Origin of the sequence: Stenotrophomonas maltophilia, from assembly GCF_001676385.1 — a bacterium.
Lineage (GTDB): Bacteria > Pseudomonadota > Gammaproteobacteria > Xanthomonadales > Xanthomonadaceae > Stenotrophomonas > Stenotrophomonas maltophilia_J.
Map to the genome: position 1 here is coordinate 97,475 of NZ_LYVJ01000009.1, position 21,958 is coordinate 119,432.

General features: G+C 59.2%; 21 protein-coding genes. 9 read left to right on the top strand and 12 right to left on the bottom strand.

The features are described from left to right. Positions 1-83 precede the first annotated feature (83 nt). The 5 genes from A9K58_RS12895 (at position 84) to A9K58_RS20220 (ending at position 5,211) form a co-directional block, all read left to right on the top strand. On the top strand, positions 84-1,619 hold the full coding sequence (locus A9K58_RS12895) for an efflux transporter outer membrane subunit (protein WP_065199808.1): 1,536 nt from the start codon (positions 84-86) through the stop codon (positions 1,617-1,619). After that, a complete protein-coding gene (locus A9K58_RS12900) occupies positions 1,616-3,187 on the top strand; it encodes an MFS transporter (RefSeq protein WP_065199709.1) in 1,572 nt (523 codons plus the stop codon). The genes A9K58_RS12895 and A9K58_RS12900 overlap by 4 nt, the downstream gene beginning before the upstream one ends. 7 nt (positions 3,188-3,194) lie before the next feature. Further along, positions 3,195-3,755 (top strand): HlyD family secretion protein, encoded by a 561-nt coding sequence (locus A9K58_RS19910; RefSeq protein ID WP_231109310.1) that lies wholly within the window; start codon positions 3,195-3,197, stop codon positions 3,753-3,755. Beyond that, on the top strand, positions 3,673-4,230 hold the full coding sequence (locus A9K58_RS19915) for an HlyD family secretion protein (RefSeq protein ID WP_231109315.1): 558 nt from the start codon (positions 3,673-3,675) through the stop codon (positions 4,228-4,230). The genes A9K58_RS19910 and A9K58_RS19915 overlap by 83 nt, the downstream gene beginning before the upstream one ends. Positions 4,231-4,758: 528 nt before the next feature. Beyond that, positions 4,759-5,211 (top strand): GGDEF domain-containing protein, encoded by a 453-nt coding sequence (locus A9K58_RS20220; RefSeq protein ID WP_196769194.1) that lies wholly within the window; start codon positions 4,759-4,761, stop codon positions 5,209-5,211. Here A9K58_RS20220 and A9K58_RS19535 read toward each other — a convergent pair. Beyond that, positions 5,187-5,390: a hypothetical protein gene (locus tag A9K58_RS19535; protein WP_196769195.1), complete on the bottom strand. Its 204-nt coding sequence runs from the start codon at positions 5,388-5,390 to the stop codon at positions 5,187-5,189. The two genes, A9K58_RS20220 and A9K58_RS19535, sit on opposite strands and share 25 nt — an antisense overlap. Before the next feature lie 297 nt (positions 5,391-5,687). Between A9K58_RS19535 and A9K58_RS12915 the strand changes: the two genes are divergently transcribed. Next, complete coding sequence (locus tag A9K58_RS12915; protein ID WP_065199711.1) at positions 5,688-7,103, top strand: hypothetical protein; 1,416 nt, start codon at positions 5,688-5,690, stop codon at positions 7,101-7,103. A 254-nt stretch (positions 7,104-7,357) separates the two neighbouring features. Continuing rightward, positions 7,358-8,098: a MobA/MobL family protein gene (locus A9K58_RS12920; protein WP_065199712.1), complete on the top strand. Its 741-nt coding sequence runs from the start codon at positions 7,358-7,360 to the stop codon at positions 8,096-8,098. Positions 8,099-8,220: 122 nt separating this feature from the next. On the opposite strand, the gene A9K58_RS12925 is transcribed toward A9K58_RS12920, so the two are convergent. The 4 genes from A9K58_RS12925 to A9K58_RS12940 form a co-directional block, all read right to left on the bottom strand. Beyond that, positions 8,221-9,678 carry a YfjI family protein gene (locus A9K58_RS12925; RefSeq protein ID WP_081284054.1) on the bottom strand — a complete coding sequence of 486 codons (1,458 nt, stop codon included), beginning with the start codon at positions 9,676-9,678 and terminating at the stop codon, positions 8,221-8,223. Beyond that, positions 9,675-10,016 (bottom strand): hypothetical protein, encoded by a 342-nt coding sequence (locus A9K58_RS12930; RefSeq protein WP_065185612.1) that lies wholly within the window; start codon positions 10,014-10,016, stop codon positions 9,675-9,677. Before A9K58_RS12930 ends, A9K58_RS12925 begins: the two co-directional genes overlap by 4 nt. Positions 10,017-10,018: 2 nt before the next feature. Further along, positions 10,019-10,327 (bottom strand): hypothetical protein, encoded by a 309-nt coding sequence (locus A9K58_RS12935; protein WP_155760253.1) that lies wholly within the window; start codon positions 10,325-10,327, stop codon positions 10,019-10,021. Between the two features lie 803 nt (positions 10,328-11,130). Continuing rightward, positions 11,131-11,475 (bottom strand): hypothetical protein, encoded by a 345-nt coding sequence (locus A9K58_RS12940; RefSeq protein ID WP_065185610.1) that lies wholly within the window; start codon positions 11,473-11,475, stop codon positions 11,131-11,133. A 246-nt stretch (positions 11,476-11,721) separates the two neighbouring features. Here A9K58_RS12940 and A9K58_RS12945 point away from each other — a divergent pair, with 246 nt between their 5' ends. Then, positions 11,722-12,081, top strand: coding sequence for a helix-turn-helix domain-containing protein (locus tag A9K58_RS12945; protein WP_065185609.1), 360 nt, complete (start codon positions 11,722-11,724; stop codon positions 12,079-12,081). A 37-nt stretch (positions 12,082-12,118) separates the two neighbouring features. On the opposite strand, the gene A9K58_RS12950 is transcribed toward A9K58_RS12945, so the two are convergent. The 6 genes from A9K58_RS12950 to A9K58_RS12970 form a co-directional block, all read right to left on the bottom strand. Then, positions 12,119-12,634, bottom strand: a complete 516-nt coding sequence (locus A9K58_RS12950) for a JAB domain-containing protein (RefSeq protein ID WP_407070828.1) — start codon at positions 12,632-12,634, stop codon at positions 12,119-12,121. Positions 12,635-12,919: 285 nt separating this feature from the next. Then, positions 12,920-13,042: a hypothetical protein gene (locus A9K58_RS20085; RefSeq protein WP_269194773.1), complete on the bottom strand. Its 123-nt coding sequence runs from the start codon at positions 13,040-13,042 to the stop codon at positions 12,920-12,922. A gap of 1,231 nt (positions 13,043-14,273) precedes the next feature. Beyond that, entirely contained in the window at positions 14,274-14,549 is a 276-nt protein-coding gene (locus A9K58_RS12955; protein WP_065199713.1) for a MarR family transcriptional regulator, read from the bottom strand. 35 nt (positions 14,550-14,584) lie between these two features. Then, on the bottom strand, positions 14,585-16,117 hold the full coding sequence (locus A9K58_RS12960) for a DHA2 family efflux MFS transporter permease subunit (protein ID WP_065179634.1): 1,533 nt from the start codon (positions 16,115-16,117) through the stop codon (positions 14,585-14,587). Positions 16,118-16,121: 4 nt separating this feature from the next. Then, a complete protein-coding gene (locus A9K58_RS12965; protein WP_065199714.1) occupies positions 16,122-17,300 on the bottom strand; it encodes an HlyD family efflux transporter periplasmic adaptor subunit in 1,179 nt (392 codons plus the stop codon). Further along, a complete protein-coding gene (locus A9K58_RS12970) occupies positions 17,297-18,814 on the bottom strand; it encodes an efflux transporter outer membrane subunit (RefSeq protein ID WP_331250483.1) in 1,518 nt (505 codons plus the stop codon). Before A9K58_RS12970 ends, A9K58_RS12965 begins: the two co-directional genes overlap by 4 nt. A gap of 159 nt (positions 18,815-18,973) precedes the next feature. Here A9K58_RS12970 and A9K58_RS12975 point away from each other — a divergent pair, with 159 nt between their 5' ends. Further along, positions 18,974-19,648: a TetR/AcrR family transcriptional regulator gene (locus tag A9K58_RS12975; protein ID WP_065179631.1), complete on the top strand. Its 675-nt coding sequence runs from the start codon at positions 18,974-18,976 to the stop codon at positions 19,646-19,648. A 50-nt stretch (positions 19,649-19,698) separates the two neighbouring features. Here the strand turns inward: A9K58_RS12975 and A9K58_RS12980 are convergent, their stop codons facing one another. Then, positions 19,699-21,660 (bottom strand): relaxase/mobilization nuclease and DUF3363 domain-containing protein, encoded by a 1,962-nt coding sequence (locus A9K58_RS12980; RefSeq protein WP_065199716.1) that lies wholly within the window; start codon positions 21,658-21,660, stop codon positions 19,699-19,701. Between the last annotated feature and the right edge of the window lie 298 nt (positions 21,661-21,958).

Here is a 21,958-nt window from a genome sequence, read left to right on the forward strand (position 1 = left end):
AAGTTCGTCCCCAGTTGCTCAGCCTTTTTTTGATATGAATCGTACCGCGCGGTTCGGTACAGTAATTACTCTTGGTTAATTTCATGTCATCACAACTGTCACTCTCGCAACTGCTGAGAAGAACCGGCATAGCGCTCTTCACGACGTCACTGGTCGGTTGTGCAGTTAGCGCTGACTTCGTGAAGTCTGATGAAAGTCTGGCGGCAGCTCAATTCTCGCCTAGGGCCGACTACGAGCAGCACCAGAGCATATCCGCAGAGAGCTTCCCTTCGTCATGGTGGATTTTGTTCAATGATTCCATTCTGTCGGATCTGCAATCGCGAGCCCAGACGGGTAGCCTGAACCTGCAGATCGCAGGCGAACGCATTGAGCAAAGTCGGGCGCAATTGGGCATCACCTCTTCGCTGCTGCTACCAAGTATGGGAGCTTCGTCGACCTACACTCACGAGGCCCTTAGCGCGCACGGCAAATTCGCCGCATTGGGCGCACAGACGAGCGCAAGCGAGTTCTGGCAGTTCGGATTTGAGGCCAATTGGGAACTCGACCTGTGGGGCCGTGCGCAAATGTCACGCAAAGGCGCTGTTTCGACCTTCAAGGCTACAGTATACGAGCGCGAAGCGGCACGGGTGGCGCTGTCTGCCGAAGTGGCTCGTACCTATCTCCAGTTGCGCGGAACTCAAGCGCAACTAGAAATTACCCGGCAGAACTTGGAACTAGTCGACCGAACGCTCCACCTTGCAGAAAGCCGAGAGCGCAATGGTGTCGCCACTCGCTTTGAAACTTCCTCGGCACGCGCGCAACTTGCAACTATCCAGGCGCTACTGCCCGAACTGATCCAGCGCCGAAATGCCCTGATGAACGCGCTTGCGTTGCTACTAGGAGAGGAGCCACGTGGCCTCGATGCACAGTTGCTCCAAGCGATACCTCTACCTTCGCTCCCGTCTAATGTGCCTATGGGCCTGCCTTCTGAACTAGCACACAAGCGGCCGGACATACAGCGTGCCGAAGCCCAGCTCTACGCTGCCACGGCAGCCATAGGTGTCGCCAAGGCTGACTTCTATCCACGTATCGGCCTACGGGGAAGATTTGGCACTGAGGCCTTCGAGGTCAACGACCTCAAAAGTTGGGATTCCAGATTCTTCTCCGTCGGTCCCACCGTCTATCTACCCATCTTCCAGGGCGGGCGTCTGAAGCATCGCCTTGCGCTAAGCGAGGCACGACAAAGGACTGCCGCCATCGCTTACCGGCAAACAGTGCTGGAAGCCTGGCATGAAGTGGACAACGCCCTGGATGCCTGGGCAGCCCAGCAGAACCGCCATACCGAATTGCTGGCTTCGCATAGGCAGAGCAAGCAGGCGCTGCATGCTGCCGAGCGCAACTATCAGGAAGGCGCTAGCGACTACTTGAACGTCCTAGCTGCACAGCGTGACTTTATTGCCAGCCAGAGCAGCCTGAATGCCAGCGCAACTAGCGCTGCGCTCACCCTTGTCAATCTCTACAAGTCGCTGGGCGGTGGCTGGGCCCCCAACACCCTCACATCCGAGCGGCCGGCACGCAGTGAGACACCCAGAATGATCACCGCGTCATCGGCTACCTCTAAGGGCAAGGTTGAGCAATGAATGCCGAAGCGTTGCAGTCGACAGCGGAGCCGCGCGCCGCTGCTGCGGAGGTGGCCCCTCCTAAGCGAGCAATTGCCGGTCTGGTCGGCATCCTAATCGCCGCTATCATGGCCGGATTGAACAACCGCGTGGGCGCCTTGGCACTGGCGGACGTTCGCGGCGCTATGGGCTTCGACTTGGACGATGCCTCTTGGCTCACCACCGCCTATAGCACTGGCGAAGTCATCGCCATGCCGTTCTCGGCATGGTTCGCCATCACCCTCTCGGTGCGCCGATTCGAGCTGTGGATGATTGGTGCGTTCACTTCGTTGGCAGTATGCATCCCTTTCATCCATGACCTCGATCTGCTGCTGGTCATGCGCTTTCTGCAAGGTGTCGCCGGCGGCACGATGATTCCAGTGCTGATGATGGCGGCGCTGAAGTTTCTACCGCCCCACATCCGCCTACACGGGCTTGCACTGTATGCACTGACCGCCACCTTCGCCCCCAACCTTTCGATCTGGTTAACGGGGCAATGGACGGATGGCCTGTTCGATTGGCGCTGGGTGTACTGGCAGATTCTGCCCCTCGCAGCCATTGCCGCCCTGTTGGTCGGATTGGGTCTGCCCAAAGACCGCATCCAGACGGATCGCATCCTGCAGGCCAACTGGCCCGGTATGGCTCTCGGCTTGCCGGCATTTGCCCTAATTGCCGTCGCCGTGGATCAAGGTGTGCGATTAGATTGGTTCAACTCCCCCCTCATCGTCGTCTCACTGGTGGGTGGGCTGACTCTGCTGGGAGCCTATCTACTGACCGAGTGGTATCAACCGATGCCGTTCATCAGGTTGCGGATGCTCAGTCGCCGAAATCTGGCGCTGGGCTTCATCTTGTTCATCTGCCTTCTGATCGTCCTGACCTCCGGCGTGACGTTGCCGATAACCCTTCTCGGGCCGCTCCAGAGCTACCGACCACGTCAGATGGCACCGATTGGACTGATCGTTGCGCTCCCTCAACTAGTCTTAGGTTCGGCGGTCGCACTGTTGCTCTACCGCAAATGGGTCGACGCTCGGTTTGTGTTCATCCTCGGCCTGTTGCTGATTGCCCTAGCGTGCTTCCTCGGCGCGCAGCTGACTCCTGATTGGAGCCGCGACCAGTTTGTGCTGACGCGGACGCTGCAAGCTTTTGGCCAGCCAATGGCTATTGTCTCGCTCCTATTCCTGTGTACGAGCGTCGTCCATCCGAGCGAAGGCCCTTATGTGTCGGGGACCATCAACACGCTGCGCACCCTTGGCTCTCTAATCGGGGGCGCGGCGGTCGGACAGTTCGTAACTGTAAGACAGCGGTTCCACACGGAAATGCTGCTGGATCACTCCGCGTCCGCAAGCAGTTCTGTTCCGCTTGTCCCAGAGCCCGCTGAACTGATGCGAATCATTGGCCAACAGGCACTAGTGCTATCACTCGCAGATGCCTACCGCATGCTGGGCGTTATGGCGTTGGTGGTGGTCCCCTGTGTATTACGGATGACCTACATTCCCGCCCCCGATCAGCGGACCGCAGCCCCTCAATCCACATCGTCGTCCCAAGGATAGTTCCACCATGGCTATGCCGAAGAATGCCAAGATCATCATCAGTACCCTACTACTAGCGTTGGCGGTGGGCTGTGTCATTAATCTGAACCGCCCAGAATCCAGCGCATCTACCCAGTCCACCGATGGCGCCTATGTGCAGGCAGATTTCACCCTCGTCGCCTCACAAGTGTCCGGCGTCATCGACAAAGTCTTGGTCGACGAAAACCAGGCGGTGAAGGTCGGCGATCTGCTTGCGGAGCTTGACGATCGGGATTTCATTGTTGCGATGGATGCGGCAAAGGCACAAGTCGCCATCGCCAAGGCCAGCGTCGATGGGCTTGCAACGCGCGTGACGCAGCAGGAAACCGCGATACGTCAGGCCCAGTCGTCCATCGCGATGGACGATGCGGAACTCACACTGGCCGAAGCCAACCAGAAGCGCTACCGGAACCTCGCTGCCGATGGATCAGGCTCCGTTCAGGCTCAACAAGAGGGCCGAAGCGCAGTTGGCAATTCGACTGGCCAGCAGGGACAAGAATCAAGCGGGCCTGCAAGCCGCGCGGCAGCAGACGGAAATCCTGAAAGCTGACCTGGAAAAGGCCAAGGCTGCATTTTCACAGGCACTGGCAACGCAAGCGGCAGCGGAGCTGAAACTATCCTATGCCAGAATTACTGCCCCCATCAGCGGTGTGATTGGTCAGCAGTCAGTGCGTGTTGGCGCATTCGTGAATGCGGGTAAGCCGCTATTGGCGGTAATCCCGCTCGACTCGGTCTACATCACAGCCAATTTCCGCGAAACGCAGTTGGAGCGGATACGAACCGGGCAGCCGGTAGACATCAAGGTAGATGCCTTGCCCGATGCGTCTCTGAAGGGAACCGTGGAAAACCTGGGGCCGGCCAGCGGAGTCAGCTACTCGGCTATTGCGCCACACAACGCCACGGGCAACTTCACCAAAATCGTCCAGCGTCTTCCTGTTCGCATCCGCATCAATCCCAACCAACCTGATTCTTCGAATCTGCGCGTGGGCATGTCAGTAATACCGACGATTCATATTGGGGAATAGCGCCATCAATCTATTGCACAAGGAACTTTACAACGAATTAATACCGCCATCGTATATGCCTTGAATCCACTCACTGATCAAAGCGACGCTGTCTTGGCAATGAATATACCATTGAACAGAACACCCCTTCCAAGTAATTCCTGCGCGTCACGGCATTCCGCACGGGGCCTCGAGAGCAAGCACACGGAATCGGCTCAATTTGAGCCCGTGAAGGGGTCACCAGCCGGTTAGTCACTACCCGGAGCCTGAACAAAGCGAAGCAATTGTATGCTGTAACTCAACACTGGGAGACTGTGGAGAACGCGTGGAAGGGTGTGTGCGCTGGCACGAGGACTGGCAGTTCAAGATCAGAGGCAGGGACGTAACGGTTCGAGTCTCTGTGGATAGCCCTGGACGCGGCAAGTTGACTGCGATCCACGTGGTCTACGGTCCGAGCCAAACTGGTTTGGATGTGCCGGTGGATTCGCATCAGGATGCTCAGGAAAAGACCGAGGCCGTCCTCTGCGAGCTAATGGGAGCGGACTGGTATTGAGATCAGCAAAAGGTCAGCCTGCACCGATTCCCCGAACCGTTGCGCGGACTTCTTGGCTAGCACCTGTCCATTGCATCACGGATCAGGCGAAGCCCTTCCGCCGCTCCACCGCACCTGCCCCCTCCTCAATCGCCTTCGATCTTGATCATTTTAAAAATGTAAATGACCGTTACGGCCATTCCGCAGGAGATAGGGCGATTGAGGCTGTCGCCGACTGCATGCAACGATGTGCCCGACCGAGCGACGTGCTTTGCAGGGTTGGTGGAGAGGAACTCTTGATGATTCTGCCATGGGTCGGGGCAGAAGACGCGATACAGGTCGCTGAGAGGCTTCGAGAGACAGTACGCTCCCACCGGCTCTCCTTCCCCTATGCGATCACCGTTTCTGCTGGTGTCAGGCACTACCAGGCCTGGGAAGGAGATACTCATGCGGCAATCCGGCAGGTATAGATGAAGCGCTGTCCAGGGCAAAACAACAGGGGCGCGATAGAACCGTTTAAGCAACGTCTGCTCACTAAGCAAGCAGATAACATCGTAATGATCAGCTGTTTGTCCCGTGCAGGGAAGCGATATGAATGCTCGAAGCCGCCGAAGCCGCCGAAGCCGCCGTCGGCGACGACGTTGCCCATGTAGACATCGCTCTCGGCCCGCACGAAGTTGTCCGTGTTGACCGGAATGGGCGTTCGCCGCGTCAACAGCGGCGAACGTGAGCGCGATGACGCAAATCTTCTGCGGCTTCATAGTCCAGCCATAGGGCCATTCTCCATACACTGCAAGGAGTATTTCGGCTGCATGAAGTATTGAAAGCCATGTTGCCTGAGTGCAAGGAATCTGACTTTCTCATAGTGTGGAATCGAGCAGCCGGCCATGCGAAGCTAAAGCGGCTCCCAAAGCAGAGTCTCCACGATCACTCCGGATCATCCCAAATGGCAACACAATCGACCCAATCAGCACAAGCTACGAACAATCGCTTTGAATTCGAAGCCAAAGCCCCAATCGAAACTGCCCTCCTGAGCGAACTCATCAAGCACCTAGAGGCAGAGGTGCAGAAGTTCAATGGAGAGCCATTTACGGCAAGGACCCTCAAGAGGACGCTGGACTTCCTAAAGAGGTCGATCGGCATTGAAGTAACTGAGAGCGACAGCCCGCTTCCGGTGTCCCTTCTCAAGACCGTCAGACTCCTCTTCCTTACCGATCTGAATAGCAACAGGAATGTCTTCCGCCTCCTGACGCCGCCAGCGACGGTTGAAGAAGCCACGATGGAGTTCAGCACCGTCACCACTGTTCCACGTGACAAGGATGCGGACACACTTATCAAAGGCCTGATCGAGACACTCGCACTGGATATCGATCCGGTGCGCGTTCAGATGCTCTCAAAGCTCCTGGGAGACCGAGAAGCCCACTCCGTGGCAGAGAAGCTGCTTCTGCATGCCGAGCGTACGAACGATGAAGTCTCCACGATCTTTCGGGATGGCCTTGGTACAAACGACGCGGTACTTGCGCGCGCGTTTTGCCATGCCGCCAAGGAGATGGACCAACTGCGCGTGGAACGGACCGACGATCTCAGTCCTCGAGCTAGTGAGGCGATGTATACCTATCTCCAGACTCTGCCGTTCCGCCACTTCATTCAGCATTACCCGAAGCATCTCGAAGAAACCCGTATCCAACTCGATATCGTCGACATCCAGGATGACGCCGAGCATTTCTGTCGTCTAGCTGCCAAGGACGCTCCATGGCATCACGGCCCATCCAAGCGTATCTTCTCCGTGAACACATTCCACCACCTGCTGTCCGGGTGGCCGGATGAGCTGTGTGAACTTGTTGGCAAGGCAACTGGCATTCCTACGACTATCAAGCAGCTCAAAGGGCATGAGGATCGAGCCAAGAGGCTGCTTGTTTCCTACGCCTATCGCTCATTTGACTGCACTGATCCGAGCGCAACCGTGTTGACGGTGTACGACGTGGTAGCTGCTCTGGCCTCGTTCCGTTATCAGCAGGCGGAAGGCCAAGAGTACAAGCCGTACTGGCACGGCCAGACTGATCAAGGAAAGAGCCCGCAGCGCTTGTTCGATAAAGGATTGGATCCTCAAGACCCGCATCAGCATCAAGGTGTTATGCAGATCTACCTCAACAGGTTCTACGAGTATCAGGCAGCATTCAATGGCACGACAGAGAGCTATCACGCATGGATGCAGTACCAATCAGCAGTACTTCGAGCCTATCAATCCGCGCTTAATCTTAACGACGTTGTGGCTATATCGATGGCCTTGGCAGGACTGAACTTCTACTGCGTCAACATCGCCAAGGACTACGTGATAAATCACCTATCGAGTGGGATATAAATTTCTACATACTGAGATCTATGTATATGGAGACAAGAAAATTCCATCATCAAGCGTCAGACAGGATTTGCAACAGATAACGTCCCAGCGACCAATCGTTAGATCTGAGGAACTAGTGCAAGGGGACTTTACACGCGCACTTACCGTTTCTCTATCACACCGAATTCGCTAACGGGCTATCGCGCTCCATTCCGGCCGACAAGAGCAATCTTGTCGGCCTTTTCATTTACGCTCAGAGAAAGGGTGATACACAGATGGCAAGCTTCCACTACAGCATCAAAAGCGGCAAGAAGGGTACCGCTCGCAGGCACAGCAGCTACATCCAGCGACAGGGTGCTCACAGCGCACGAGAGGACCTGGTCTACGCCAGTCACGGCAACCTCCCGACGTGGGCCGGGGGCGACCCCAATGCATTCTGGAGCATGGCCGATCGCCATGAGCGCGCCAACGGTGCGGCCTATCGCGAGCATGAAATTGCGCTACCCAGCGAACTGACTCGCTCGGAACTGATCGAGCTGGCGGAACGTCTGGCTCAGCGGCTGGCTGGAACGAAACCGTACCAGTACGCTATCCATGCGCCAGAGGGTGCACTCGGTGGTATCGAGAATCCGCATGTGCATCTGATGTGTTCGGACCGCATTCCGGATGGAGTCGAACGCTCCCCAGATCGGACCTTCTCGCGCTACAACCGTGTGAATCCGGATGAAGGCGGCTGCAGGAAGGACAGCGGGGGCAAAAGTCCCATCGAGCTGAGGCAGGAGGTTACGGCCAAGCGCAAGCTGGTAGCCGACACCCAGAATGAGATGCTAGCTGAGTGCGGGCACACTACAAGAGTGGACCATCGCAGCCTCCGGGCCCGGGGGCTCGACCGGCAAGCAGAGCGCCACCTGGGCCCCCTGATGGTCAAGGAGTTGGGCGAAGGGGAGAAGGCCCAGTATGCGGCCTATCGCGCTGGTCACGGTGCCGATGCCCTGCCCGCCGCCGTTGAACAGTAGCGATTCTGCGACAAAATCGCAGAATCGCTTAGGTCCTGACCTAACTCTAGTGAGGGACGAGACCCTTATCGTCGCCGGGGGGGCGGGGCGAGTGCCCCAGCTCCCCCGGCCTCTGGTTCATCCTACAGCGACATCTGATGCTGGTTGAAGAAGTTGTTCATCAACTGCAGGTAGCACTTTCGATCCCTGGGACCCATCCCAACGGTGATAGCCCCACGCATCTGCAGCAGTTCCAAGGCGGACATGAGGCGGTCCCGCTTTCGTACAGGTCCATTACGCAGAACATCATTCCGCGGAACCCAGGTATCAGAATAAATACCGCGCCAGACCCGCGCCTTGAGGTAGTGAGCGACGGCGCGGGCATCGACCAAGTCCTGGGGTGCCGCGTTTTCCGGCGAAAACAGGTACTTGTACTCGCTCTCATGCCATTTCACGATCTCGAATGCGCGATTGATGGTGTCAACCGAGATCGGGCCAGCTTCCTCCGCAAAGTAGTGCATCGCCGCCGCCAGCCGCGCCAGGATCTCCATCACCTTGGCCGCAAAATCGTTGATGTCGCTCAGGTACTCGCCTTGACGTAGCAGGCGCTCAGTCTCCTGCGCCAGTTCCACCCAACGACTCTTCGCATCCAAACTGAATTCGATCAGTTCGCGTTCGATCGATCCCGATTCGATCTGCGTGCGGTACCGATCCAGCAACACCCGGATCCGCTGCTGGAACACCGGCAGATGTTCCCAGATCGGCTCGACGCCGCTGACCGTGCGGAAGCCCATGTTGGATTGCGGCCAGCCCACCAGGTAGCGCGCCCAGTGGCCGCTCCCCTTTGCAACCGATCCCTTTCGGTCCAGGAATGCCTTGAGCGGTTCGTGCTGGGTCATGATGCTGACCGACACGCGCGGATTCATGGCCAACAGATTCTCGTCGGCGCGATCGCGCATGAGCACGCCGGGCGAGTCCCACAGCCGGTTCAAGAGTCCCAAATGCAACATTGCCTCGCTTCGAAACAGGACATGACCCTCGTCGGTGCTGATCGCAATCGACTCCCCGTCACCCACCAGAGCTTCGGTGATTGCTTTGCCGGTGATTTCCTGCCGCATGAAGTAGCGCAGTCGGGGCTCGGTCGGCTTGCACCGACCGTGCTCCAACAGTCGGGCTTCCAGTTCGTCGCTGTCCTGGCCACGACTGATCGCTCGTGCCACCGCGCTACGCAGGCCTTTGTTCTTCACCTCCCAAGCGCCCAACTCGGCCTGATACGCCTCCTTCTTCTCCTTGTGGGACGCCACTGCCTCCGTGTCAGCTTCACGAAAGGGAGCGAACAGCAGTGAGGACACCGTCGATTTGCGCTCACCTGATTCGGCGATGATCAGCAGGTTCTGAGACACGGGCCTGACTTGGCCCGTGGGCAGCTTGACATCGATCAGCCCCTGACAGGCCATGGAGATGGCATGGATCAAGCTCATGCCGATCAACGCCTCGGGCGCCTGAACATTACGGGATATCTCGTTACCCGCGTCACGCGCCACCACCAGGAAGGCGTTCAGGGGGTATCGGGACGCGATACGTCCGAAGGGGGTAGTCATTCAGCCTCTCCCTGCTCGGTCGTCGCCGTCTCATGGAAGGACCGCCCGCAGCCAGTGCAGACAACGACATCGCCCGCCTCCTTCCGGCGCTCCCGCTCCGCGTTCAACAGCTTGCGGAACTGGGCCTGATTCAGCTTGTAGCCGTAAGCAGCATTGAAGCGCTCCATCGCCAGACGCTTGCGCATACGCTGAATCAGGTGCTGCTCCAGCACCGGGTAGGCTTCCCGGAAGTCCATTTCCAGCTTGCTCTTGCCCAAGCTCAAGTCTTGAGCCAGGGCACGCTGAAGCCGATCGAGGGGAGTGTGGGTGCCGGCCAGTGCGTCAGAGAGGTTATTCATGCTCACAGCCCTCCCTTGCTGGCGCCAGATTTGGCTGCGCGACCCTGCAACCACGCGATAGCCTCGTGGGTCCAATAGAACTTGGGTGAATTTTCTCCGTCATACAGAGGAACGCCTTTGGGGAAGGACGGATCCTCCTTCATCAGTACGTAGGCCTTGCTCCGGCCGACCGGGATCACCCGGAGCAATTCCTTGAAGCTCAGGGCTGGGCGGTCCCGCAGACCTTCGGGCATGCAGGCGAGTACAGCATCGGCGGCCATAGGGGCGCTACAGTTCGTCATCTGCGCCGAACGCAACTGGATCGTGTTCATGTTGGAAACCTTCGTGTGTAGATGGGAAGGAGTCCGGCCGGATTCCCGACAGGCCGTGCGCCTGTCGAGATACATTTGATCCATTGCCGCTCACGAAGGGAACGTCCAAAAATTCAAGGTTTTGGTTCTGGCTCCGTTCCGGCACGAGCGAGTAGCGCCTCAGACCTCTTTAAGGTCGTCAGACCACTGCCGGCGAGACGATCTCGCCGTGAAGTCAGAGCAACTGGCTTTCGGTCTCACCCTCGCCCAATCAAGGGCGTCCACTCGCGAAGGTTGTCCGCTCCGGCCTGAGCTACCAGCGGGGCAGAGCTGTCGCGCGAGGGTCTGAATGCGGGATCGTTAAGTTCGCGCTCTACTCCACCACGAAGAGACGACAACACCAGACTTGTCGGCCTTGAGCCCCAAAGCATACGAAGCAGGCAGCCATTGGCTACTCGGCACACGGAGCAAAGAAAAAGCGGGCTCGAGTCCTGGCAGGGGGCGCCACGCCCCCTGCCAGTCTCTCTCGCGCGTCAAGCCAGGAGCTAGAACGGCAGCCAATCGTCACTGATCATCAGCTCATCAAGCTGAGACGCAAGCCGCTCGTAGTAGACCGCCTCTGTGATCAGCCTATCGGCTACCTGTCGCCGACGGGTTCGATCCCGCCAACTGCCACTTGGATTTGCGTCCAGCGCACTAGCCCGAGCCCACAATTCCGAAGCTCGGTCCTTGGCCCAGGCCGCTCGCTGCTCATCTATCGTTTTTTTTCATTTCTGTTCCATACATACGAAGAGGCCAGCCAACATCTGGCCGTTCAAAGCCCATCAGGCCGCGTCGTTGCCACTAGCGGCTCGTTCGGGGATGACCCCGATCTGCTTGGCCTTGATCTGGCTGGAGAGCATGGCGCTGGAGACCATGTAGGCACTCGTCGCCAGGACACCGATCCATGCGTCGATGGACCAGTTGAACACCAGCCAGCCGACGTGGAAGGCCCAGAAGAGAATCGGCGACCAGATCCCGATTGCCTTCCGTAGCTTGACCCGGTTGACCACCACGTTGTTCTGGAAGTGTGGTAGCGGGAGCTTATCTTTCTTAAGGCTCAGGTATGCCCTGATCGTCAAAGGGACCAGGAAGAAGGTCATCAGAACGTTGTAGAGGATGACTCCCATGATGTATTGCTCCTTGTTAATTGAATTTGAGAGCGCTGCATGAGCGACGCTCGTGTGCCTCCGCTTCAGTTGCGGAGGTTGGTGGCCGTTCAACCTGAACGACCCCAAGTTCCCTTGGTCTTGCTCGCCAGTCTCCAACCCTCGCTAGATCCGGCCTCCCTTCACATCCGAGTACATTACGTTTATCGTAACTGCATTCGTGCAGCGTTGCTGGCATCTTCGTCGGGTCCCGACAGCCAGCTCGTCATGCCTTCCCAACTACCCCAGCCCAGCACACGCCAGCGATTCGGAAAGAGATTGCAGGCTGCGCGCAAGGCTACGGGGCTTACCCAGCAGCAATTGGGCATCAGGATCGGCTTGGAGATCGACGTGGCAGCAACACGCATCAATCGCTACGAACGCGGCGTCCATGATCCTGACAGTGAGACTGCCCAACGCCTCGCCAAGGAGTTAGGTTTGCCACTGGCCTACTTGTATTCAGACAACGATGCCTTGGCCGAGGCCATCCTTACTTTTGTAAAGTTGCCGCTGGAGTCACAGCAGGAAGCGCTGAGCTTTCTTAAGTCCTTGGTGCACAAGGCATCAGACGACGAGCGCTCTGAATAGAATCGGCCCAAATTCGCCGTGCGCTACATGACGCCTTCTAGATCATTCCCCGCGCAGCCATCGACAGTGCCTGATCCGCTGTTACCACAAAGTGGTCCAGCAGCCTTACGTCGACCAAGCTGAGAGCTTCCTTAAGGCGTGTCGTAATAGCTCTATCCGCTGCAGAAGGGTCTGAGCTCCCACTCGGATGGTTGTGGGCCAGGATCACGGCCCCTGAGTTGAGAGCCAATGCTCGTTGAAGCACGATCCGCGGATACACGTTGGCACCGTCGATCGTTCCTGAGAATAGCCGTTCCACCGCCAGAAGCCGGTGTTGAGCGTCAAGAAACGCCACCTCAAAGTGCTCACGCTTCTCATGAGCCAATCTGAGCCGAAAGAATGCGCCACAGGTGGCGACATCACTCATGGCTTGCCCCGGCCTGCAGGCTCTACGCAACAATATGCGCATCGCTCGAGCGATTGCCCGATCGTCCCTAAGCTGCGAAGCCGCCTCCATCGCAGCGCACTGGCTACGGTCTAGAGGATCTACCTGAACGTGTGATTGCATCATCATCGACCTCCTGCATTGCGCCCTGCAACATTCCCCGCAAGAGTGTCGCTCCTGGCCCGAGGCTCACGCCGTAGCATCACTCTTCCACTTTCACCTCCTGAGTAGGAGGTCCTCGCGGTGTTGCAACGGCCAGGACACCAACCCAGGAGCGCCATCCAGAGGCCTCGTACGCTTTGGGCCAGATCTTCTAATGAGTTCACCATCTTCATTTCCTTTGTAGTCGACAGCAGAAAGGCACAAGGCCCGGTTAGTCCGGGCCTTGTGCGGTCGTTCCCTCGTTGGTTGGGATCAGGGGTCCATGAAGCTGCAGTTGATGCAGTTGGTTGGCGCGGTGCACTTCACCACCCCCGCCAGTACTGCTGTGGCGACTACCATCACGCAGTAGATCAACTCGATCTTGCTGTTCGTCATTACGTGTACCTTTCCCGGGGCTGCCAGCGGAGCCCTATCCGCGAGAACTCTCGGTCGCGTTCTCAACGTGGTAGTACAGGTTCGAAGTTTCTTTGGATCCAATTATTTGGAAGACCTGCTGCCAAATCAGGTCAGCCTTGCCTGGCGAACAGGCCCTCGAGCGATTTCTTTGACACCACTTTTTATGGAAGCCTCTGCTACCTTATTCTTCGCGCTCACCCGATGCACGTCCCCTGGCTTACGATTGGCTTTGTCGAGCCGCCCAGGTTCCGCGCCTGCGGCCATGAGCTCCAAGCAGCAATGGCCGTACTTGTGTTGGGCAGCCACACGAAGCGTCAGCGCCCCCTGACCGGGTTGCCCTGCTGCTAGAGCGTCGGCGCGCTTCGTCGCTGTATGACGAAAACCACCTCACCGCCCGGTCGGAGGAAGCGGAGCTGCTGTATCGAGAAGTGATGGCCAGGAGGAAAAAATATCTGGAGCGTATCAGGCGTGACCTGGAGGGCCCGTTGCCGCTGGACCAATACCGGGCTTGGAGCAATGAGGTGAGGCAGCTAGGCGTGGACTGGGCGCGATGCGAATCTGAGTCCGAGTCCGAGTCCGAGTCCGACGGAAAGGGAACTCCGCCGCCTCACAACTCGCAATGCGCATAGAAAGCGGCCGAGACGGCGCAGCTTTCACTTCAGCGACGAGGCACAACCGAAGACGGAGATGACTACCGTCGTCGCGCGCTACCTTCAGAGCTGACTGAGTAAGTCCCAAGTGCTCCGAAGGGCATGCATTCTGCCGCATTGCCTCCAGTTCATCTACGAGTCTCCGTCCTCCAGCGCAGGTCGAATAGCGCCCTGGATTGCGTTGAGGCTTGCGGGATCTGCGGAAATAATGAAGCAAAGCGTCGACGATATTGTGAATAGCTCAAGCATGCGACTCTTCTCTAATGAGCAGAAGAACGGATGCCATTAGACCTCCCCACACAAGGGCTGGAGGGCAACTGGCACATGACTGCATTACCTGCGATCACTCAAAATGCGACGGCAGCGATGTTCTTTAATGAGGAGGAATCCGTGGTGGCAAGGGACTTCTTTCCTTCTTTCGTTCTTGCGACATGTGCCTAATGAATGCCGATAGCCTCTGGATCTTTTCAAGAAATGGACGTCGAGATGATCCGAACTAGCCTCCTGGCGGTTGCAGTGATGTCCTTGGCAGGATGTTCAAGTGGAACATCGGGCTGTGGTTAAAAACGATGAACCAACCCTCGACTAACCAGACGGTCTATCAGTCGCGTAATACCACTCGGGTAGAGCTTGTACTCACGCACAAGATCAACGGAGGTCATGCTCTGGCGGCACGCCAACAGCAGCAGCACGCTCGCCTGCATGCCTGTAAGGCCGCCCAGCAAAGACGTTCTCTGAGTGATGAGCTGCCAAATCGCCATGTTGGTCCGACTCATCAGATGAATGAGACCATGTGGCACATCGGCGTTGCTTTCTCTTGCATACATCAATTGCATGTCACACCCCGTCGGCAGTATTCACGCTCCTTAGATCAATGCCCCGTGACTTTCTGGAGTGGCCCCTTCGGCCGCTTGACCAACCAGATAGCACCGATCGAGAGGATCATCAGCACGGTAGCCAGCGCATAAAAATCGTTCGTAGCCAGCATCACAGCCTGACCATCGACCAGGCGCGAGAAAAATGCTGTAGAACTCGATGGCGGTATTCCGGCGCGCACTGCGGCAGAAGCGATTTCATGCCCTGCATTCGGATCGATGATGGAAACCAGCTCGGACCGGCTTGCCTTCGACATGTGCTCCCAATAGGTTTGAGTCAGGGACGATCCAAGCGCCATTGAAAGGACACGCAGGAAGTTTTGCAGACCAGCTCCATTCGCAACGCGCTCGGGTGGCAGATCAGACACTCCCAAGGAGGTCAGCGTAATCATGCAGGCAGGAATGCCGGCGCCGAGGACGAACATCGCAACAGCCACCGACATGAAATCGGCCTGCGATGTCAGATGCGCCCGCATGAAGAACGAAGCGGCCAATACACCCATTCCGTAAGTGACGATCCAGCGAGGGTCAACTTTCGGCAGGAGACGACCGACAATCGGCGAAGTCGCTACGGCGAGAATGCCCATTGGTGCGGTAGCGAAGCCGGCCCATGTCGCCGTGTAGCCCATCTGTTGCTGGAGCCACAGAGGCGTCAGCACGATGTTGCCGAAGAAGATGCCGAACATCAGGCTCAGCGTGATTGACGAAACCAGCCAGTTGCGCGAGCGGAAGACGCTCAGGTCGATCACGGGGTCGGAGTCGGTGAGTTCCCAAATAATCAGATAGATCAACGAAACGGCCGCAACGATGGCGCATGTGACCACTAGCGGCGAAGCGAACCAATCCAGCTCGCGGCCTTTGTCGATCATGATCTGGAAACTGGTGACAAAAACCACCAGAAGCGCCAGACCGATTCCGTCGATGCGGGAACGCTCCGTGGGTGCGTCCCTGCCCTGAAGCACTTTCATGGCGCCCAGCATGACCAAGATGCCGAACCCGAAGTTGATGTGAAATACCCAGCCCCAGTGCCAGTTATCCGAAATGATCCCGCCCAGGATTGGGCCGAAGATCGGGGCCACGACCGTCATCATTCCCCACAATGAGAGCGCGATGTTTGATTTGTTCTTGGGGAACACCGCTAGCATCAACGTCGATGACAACGGAATCAGCGGTCCGCCGGCCAACCCCTGCAACACGCGAAAGAAGACGAGGCTTTCCAGAGACCATGACAGGCCGCAGCACACGGAGAACAGGACAAATGCCACGACGCAGATCATGAACAACCGTACTTCGCCGACCTGGCGAACGAGCCAGCCGGTCAGGGGGATGGTGATGGCCTCGGCAACAGCATAGGACGTGATGATCCAGGTGCCTTGGCTCGTCGAGACCCCCATAGACCCCGAGATCGTGGGCATGGCCACGTTGGCGATGGTGGTATCGAGCACCACCATGAAATTCGCCAGAGACAGGATGATTGCCGCGATGACCAGATCCATCCCGGAAAGCGGCTTGTGTTCCGAGGAAGTCATGTCACTACCTCGTCGCAACCGGCTGGGACTCACCGTGGTCTCGCAGATTGACGGTAGCCTCCATTGACAGACCGACCCGCAGCGGATGCTGCTTCAACTGCTCGGGATCAATCCAAATCCGGACGGGCAGGCGCTGGACCACCTTGATCCAGTTGCCCGTGGCGTTCTGTGCGGGAATCGCTGCGAAGGCAGACCCTGATCCTCCGGCGAAGCCTTCGACACGGCCCGTATAAACGACATCGCTTCCGTAGAGGTCCGAGGTCAGTTCCACGTGCTGCCCGGGACGGACCTTCTGCAACTGGCCTTCCTTGAAGTTCGCATCGACATAGATGCGGTCGATCGGCACCACGGTCATCAGCCGCACGCCCGTCTGAACCTGTTGTCCAATCTCCACCGAACGCTGCGCGATGACGCCATCGAAGGGCGCACGCAACACGGTCCGTTCAAGATTCACGCGCGCCTGGTCAAGCCGCGCCTTCGCCATGAGTACGGCGGGGTTGCCATCGACCGTGCTATCTACGATCAGCGCCGAGTTGGCCGTCCGGGCGCCGCTTGCAGCTTCCTTTGCGGCCTCGGCCGCGCGAACTCGGGCTTGAGCCTGCTCCAGCGCAGCGCGCGCCTCGCGCAACTGCGTCTGCGCATTCGTCAGCTCTTCTTTCGAGACAGCGCCTTCTTCAACCAGGTTCTGCCTACGGCGCTCGTCGATGACCGCTTTTTCATAGGCGGCGGTTACACGGGTCAGGTCACTGCGAGCGGTGGCGATCTCCGCAGCACGCAGGACCACTTGTCCCGCGAGGCTCTCGTCATTTCCCAGTAGTTGCCGCACTTGGCGCTGAGTACGTGCCAAATCCGCTTCGGCCTGCGCGACAGCAATCTTGGCGTCGGTATCGTCCAAAATCACCAACACGTCGCCAGCCTTTACGGCCTGCGTGTCACTGACCTTGACTTCCTTTACAGGGCCGGCAACGAGTGGTGTGATTTGGGCCACTTCCGCTGCCGTGTAGGCGTTATCCGTGGTGACGGATTTGCCTGCGAACAGAAGCGCCCACGCACCGTAGAGAACACCGATGGCGACCAAACCAACCGTCGCGATTAAAACGAGACGTTTGCGCTTCGCCCGCTTTCGTGAAGCCTCCGGCGTTGTGGAAGAATCTTGAGGGTCAGGGGGCATCGGAGCACTCATCGGGTCACCTGTTCATTCATTGAGGAATCGGAAAAGCCGCCGCCAAGGGCCTTTGTCAGCGCAATATCGAGGGATAGGCCGCGCACCCACAGGGCATTGACGGCCATCCGCGCATTGAGCGCGGCATCCTCCGTCGTTAGCACGGTTTGATAGTTGGATAAGCCGCCCTCGTAGCGGCGCTTGGCGAGTTGGTAGGCTTTGTCGCTGCTGACGACCGCCGACTCCGTTGCTTCGAGGCGGATCGGAAGCGCTTGCAAGCTCCTCACTGCGTCAGCGGTTTCTCTCAATGCTTGGACCAGTGCATCGTTGTAGCTGGCTACCGCGAACTCGTATTCGGCCCAAGCTCGGCTGTAGTTCGCTCGGAGCCTTCCACCCTCGAAAATGGGCAGATGGATGGCGACTCCGGCACGGCCCGCATCGGAACCCGAATCGAACAGGCGGTTCAGGCCCAGCGACTCGTAGCCAACCAAGGCGACCAGATTGACGCTGGGATAGAAGCTTGCCTTTGCAACGCCGATACGCTTGGCGGCCGACTCCACGCGCCATCGCGCTGCCACGATTTCGGGTTTGCGCCCGATCAGATCGCTCTTCAGTGTTTCCGGAAGCGCCAGAGACAGGCTTGGCGAAAGATGGGTCTCGTGGATATCCAGACCACGATCCGGTCCACGCCCTAGCAGAGCAGCGATCCCATTGCGAGCCAGTTCTATCCGTTCTTCCACGTCGGCCAAGTCAGCCCGTGCCAGCTTGGCCCTCGCATGTGCCTGTTCCAGTGTTGTTTGTGTATCGAGGCCCTGCTCAACGCGGCGCATCGCCATGCGCTCGGAGTCCTCACGGTTTCTGAGCGTATCTCTCGCCAGATCGCGCTGTACATGCAAGCCATTGAGTTGGACATAGCGGCTTGCGAGTTCCGTCGTCAGCAGGACGCGAGCTGCGGCGGCATCGGCTTGCACCGCCAGCGCCTCGGATGTGGCCGCATCCAGTGCGGAGCGGTTCTTTCCCCAAAAGTCGAGTTCCCATCCGAAATTCAGAGAAGCCGCACCATAGTCGTTCCACCCCTTGGGAACGACGTCCCTTGGGAAGATGCTGTTGTACGTCAGCTTCTGCTCGCTGGCGGATGCGTCGAGTGAGACAGAGGGAAACAGCGCTGCGCGCGCACCTTTCGATCGCGCAATAGCGGCATTGAGGCGAGCCTGCGCTTGCGCCATCGACGGCGAGTTAGCCAGCGCTTCGTCCATCAATTGGTCGAGTTGTGGATCGCCAAAGGACTTCCACCACGCCTGCGTTGGCCATTCACCGACAGGCGCCTCAAGGCTCTTGTTGGCCGCAAGCCCCTCCATTGATGCGGGCTTTTCCATCGGCCCCAGGTCCGGGATGGAGGCACATGACGCCAGGACTGCGCAGCAAATCGCCGCTGCAGCGGTCTTACGCCATGCGGCAGAGGGCTTATCGACAAAGGATGAATATTGGAGTGATGGGCTTGACATGGGGGCACCCGTAACTTGGCACGGCGCCATGCTAAACCGAGCGGTTCGGTGTAGTCAATAGCGAGAGTCGAACGGTAAAGCCAATGATGTCAAGGTGTTGTTGGAAGAAAGTTCAGTACCGATCGGTTTGTCTTGGACCGCTTATGTGCTATCGTGCTGCTTTACTTTCCGCAGCGGTGGACCGAACACATGACCACTTCGTCAGCGCGCTCGAAGGCGAGCACGCCTTCCAAGCATCCCTCGTCCACTGGGGGCGCAGTGCAATCAGAAAAGGCGCGCCTTGTCCTTGCCGGCGCAAGGACTGTCTTCTTGGCAAACGGCTTTAGCGCTGCGACGACCGACATGATTCAGCAGGCCGCCGGCGTATCGAAATCGACGGTGTACTCGCACTACCCAAACAAGGAAGCCTTGTTTGTGGCCGTCGTCGAGGCTGAATGTGAGCGGTTTCTTAGGGCCGTTCGTAAGCCCAAGTTTCCAGAAGAACGGCTCGCCGATATTCTGAACGCGATGGCGCTCGCCTACTTGGAGATTGTGCTGTCGCGTGACGGGTTGGCGCTATACCGCATGATTGCGGCCGAAGCGCCGAGGTTTCCTGAACTTGGAAGACGCTTCTACTTGGCCGGCCCCGCCGCCATAAACAACATCGTTGCGGAGACGTTGGAAGTCGCCTCCTCGAAAGGAGAGCTGGATCTTGGGAGCATTGGACTCGATTCCGCGGCGTCCCTGTTCGTGAATATGGTGCGTGGTGAAGCGCAGATGCAATGCGTAATGCACCCCGATGCTCCGGCGTCCGCTGCCCAGCGGGATCGGTGGGCGAAAGATGCCGTCACTACTTTTCTTCGTGCCTTCCAGAAAAATAGCTGAGTGCAGTCGTCACGTAAGTGCTGCCTCTCGTTCCATGCAATAGCGCTCAATCAGCCAATAGCGGGGCCGCGTGGTCGCCCCAGCTCCCACGATGTTGAGACCCCTCGCACCGTCACGGCCAGTTGCCGCCCCAGCCGTTGCTCGATCACCGGCTTCCACGGCACCAGCGAGAACCCCATACCATCGTCGAGCATCGCGTAGCGCCCGCTGGCGAGCATGACGGAACGCCGGTAGATACCAGTCACGCGCCGCCCGTCGGCCACCGGCCGATGCTCTAGGCCGGTTTCGGCGGCGATCTCCAGCGCGGCCTTCGCCAATTCACGCCCGCGCAGCGTCGCCAGCAGGTTGCGCGCGAGGACGACGCGCTGCCCACGATGCTCGGCCAGTCCTTGTTCAGCCAGGAAGTCGGCGCGCTGGCGCAGCGCGTCCTTGACCTCGGCCCCAAAACCCAGGTCGCCCAGTCCCTTGCAGCCACCGACCAACTGCTGGTCGAGCCAGGTGGCGCCGATCACCCGGGCCTGCCGCTCGATCGGCAAGTGCGCTTTCAGCTCGACCGCCACACCACCACCGAGGCGCTGCGCGTCGTACTGGCGGCCTCGCTCGGCCAGGTCGGCGGGCACGCGCCAGACGCCTTCAGCCTCGCGCTCCACGATGCCAGCGCGGCGCAGGGCTCCGAGCCGGCGTACATGGGCGGCCACTACCTCGCGCGGATCGCGGTCGTTCATGGCCTGACCTTGGGCAAGCGCAAGGTGATGATCGGTGCGGTACACGCCATAGGCGGCCAGCGCGGCGATGTTCCGGTCGGCGGCGCGCACGTCGGCCGCGCCTTTCACCTCCACCACGGCCCCGCTCGGGTACTGCTCTAGCTCGGCACGCGGCGGCAGCGTGACGTAGTGCGCCTTGCCGTCCGTGCCATCGACGATCAGATAGCCCTTGTCGTACAGCTCGTCGGCCAGCCCCTTGCCGACGACGCGACCGATGACGGCGCGGCCACCCTCGCCGGCCTGGAACACGGCCAGTTCGCGCTGCTTGCCACTCATCGCCCGTTGCATCGTGCGGATGATGTCGCCGCGCTCGCCCATTGCCCGCAAGGTTGGCTCGGCGTCGGCACGGACGGCCCACGTGCCGGGCTGCGGTTCGGACGCCAATCCCATGCGTTGTAGGTGTTGCAGGCGGCCGATCAGCACTTGCCGCTGGCGTTGCAACCGGGGTTCGGCGAAGCGTTCGACGCGCACCAAGCCATCGTCGGCGGCCTCGCGCTGCAAGGTGCGATCCAGGCCCGTCCAGCGCTCCTGATCGACTTCGCGCTGCATGGCGCGCTGCATCTCCAGCTCGGTGCGCGGCCCCAGCCATTCGGTCGCTAGTTCCGACGCACGCCGGCGCCTCCCCTCGGCGATGTAGTCGCGGGAAATGATGAGGTCTTTGCCGGTGTCATCCTTGCCGCGTAGGACGACGTGCGTGTGCGGGTTGTCGGTATTCCAATGATCGCCGGCGACCCATTCCAGCCGCGTGCCGAGGTCGGCCTCCATGCGCGCCATCAGGTGCCGGGTGTAAGTGCGCAGGTCGCCGAGTTGTTCGGCATCCTCCGGCGAGACGATGAAACGGAACTGGTGCCGGTCGTCAGCGCCGCGCTCCTTGAACGCTTCGAGCTCGGCGTCGTCGGTCGCCGGCCCGTAGGCGTGGCCCGGCCCGCCCTGGCGATCGACGCCTTCGCGCTCGATGTAGCGCAGGTGCGCGGCGGTCGAGCGCGGCCCGGCCTGCGCCAGATTCACCAGTCGCGCCTTGATCGTCACGCGCCGGGCGTTGGCCCCAAGTCCCCGGCCAGCGAAGCGCGCCGCGACGTGCCCGCGGCCTAGCCGGGAACCGGGTCGCTGGCCGACGTTGCCTGCCACCTTGCCGAGCTTCGTACCGGCTTTGTTGGCCTGCCGCAGCACCTTGTTGACGAAGGCATCGCCGCGCTGTTTCGGAGCGCCAGGCCGGACGTGGAATCGGTCATCGTCGCGCTGGCTCATGGCGTCGCTCCGTCCAAGACCAGCGCAGTCCAGCGGACGAAGCACGCGACTTCGCCAATGCCGATGCGGCATTGCGCACCTTCGCGGCACGCTGCCGCCCCGTGGCGCGTGCCGCGCTCCCCCCCACGTGCAGACAAGGTTTTCAAGCGGCCATGTGCCGCGACCTTTTATCTTGCCCTGCATCTTTCCCCAGCCTGACGGCACGGGGATGCGATGCCCCGGCGGCGCTGCGCGGGGCGCAGCCAGCCAGCCGGCGAACGCCCACCAGGCGGTAGGCCGGGCGCGTTCGGGACAAGCG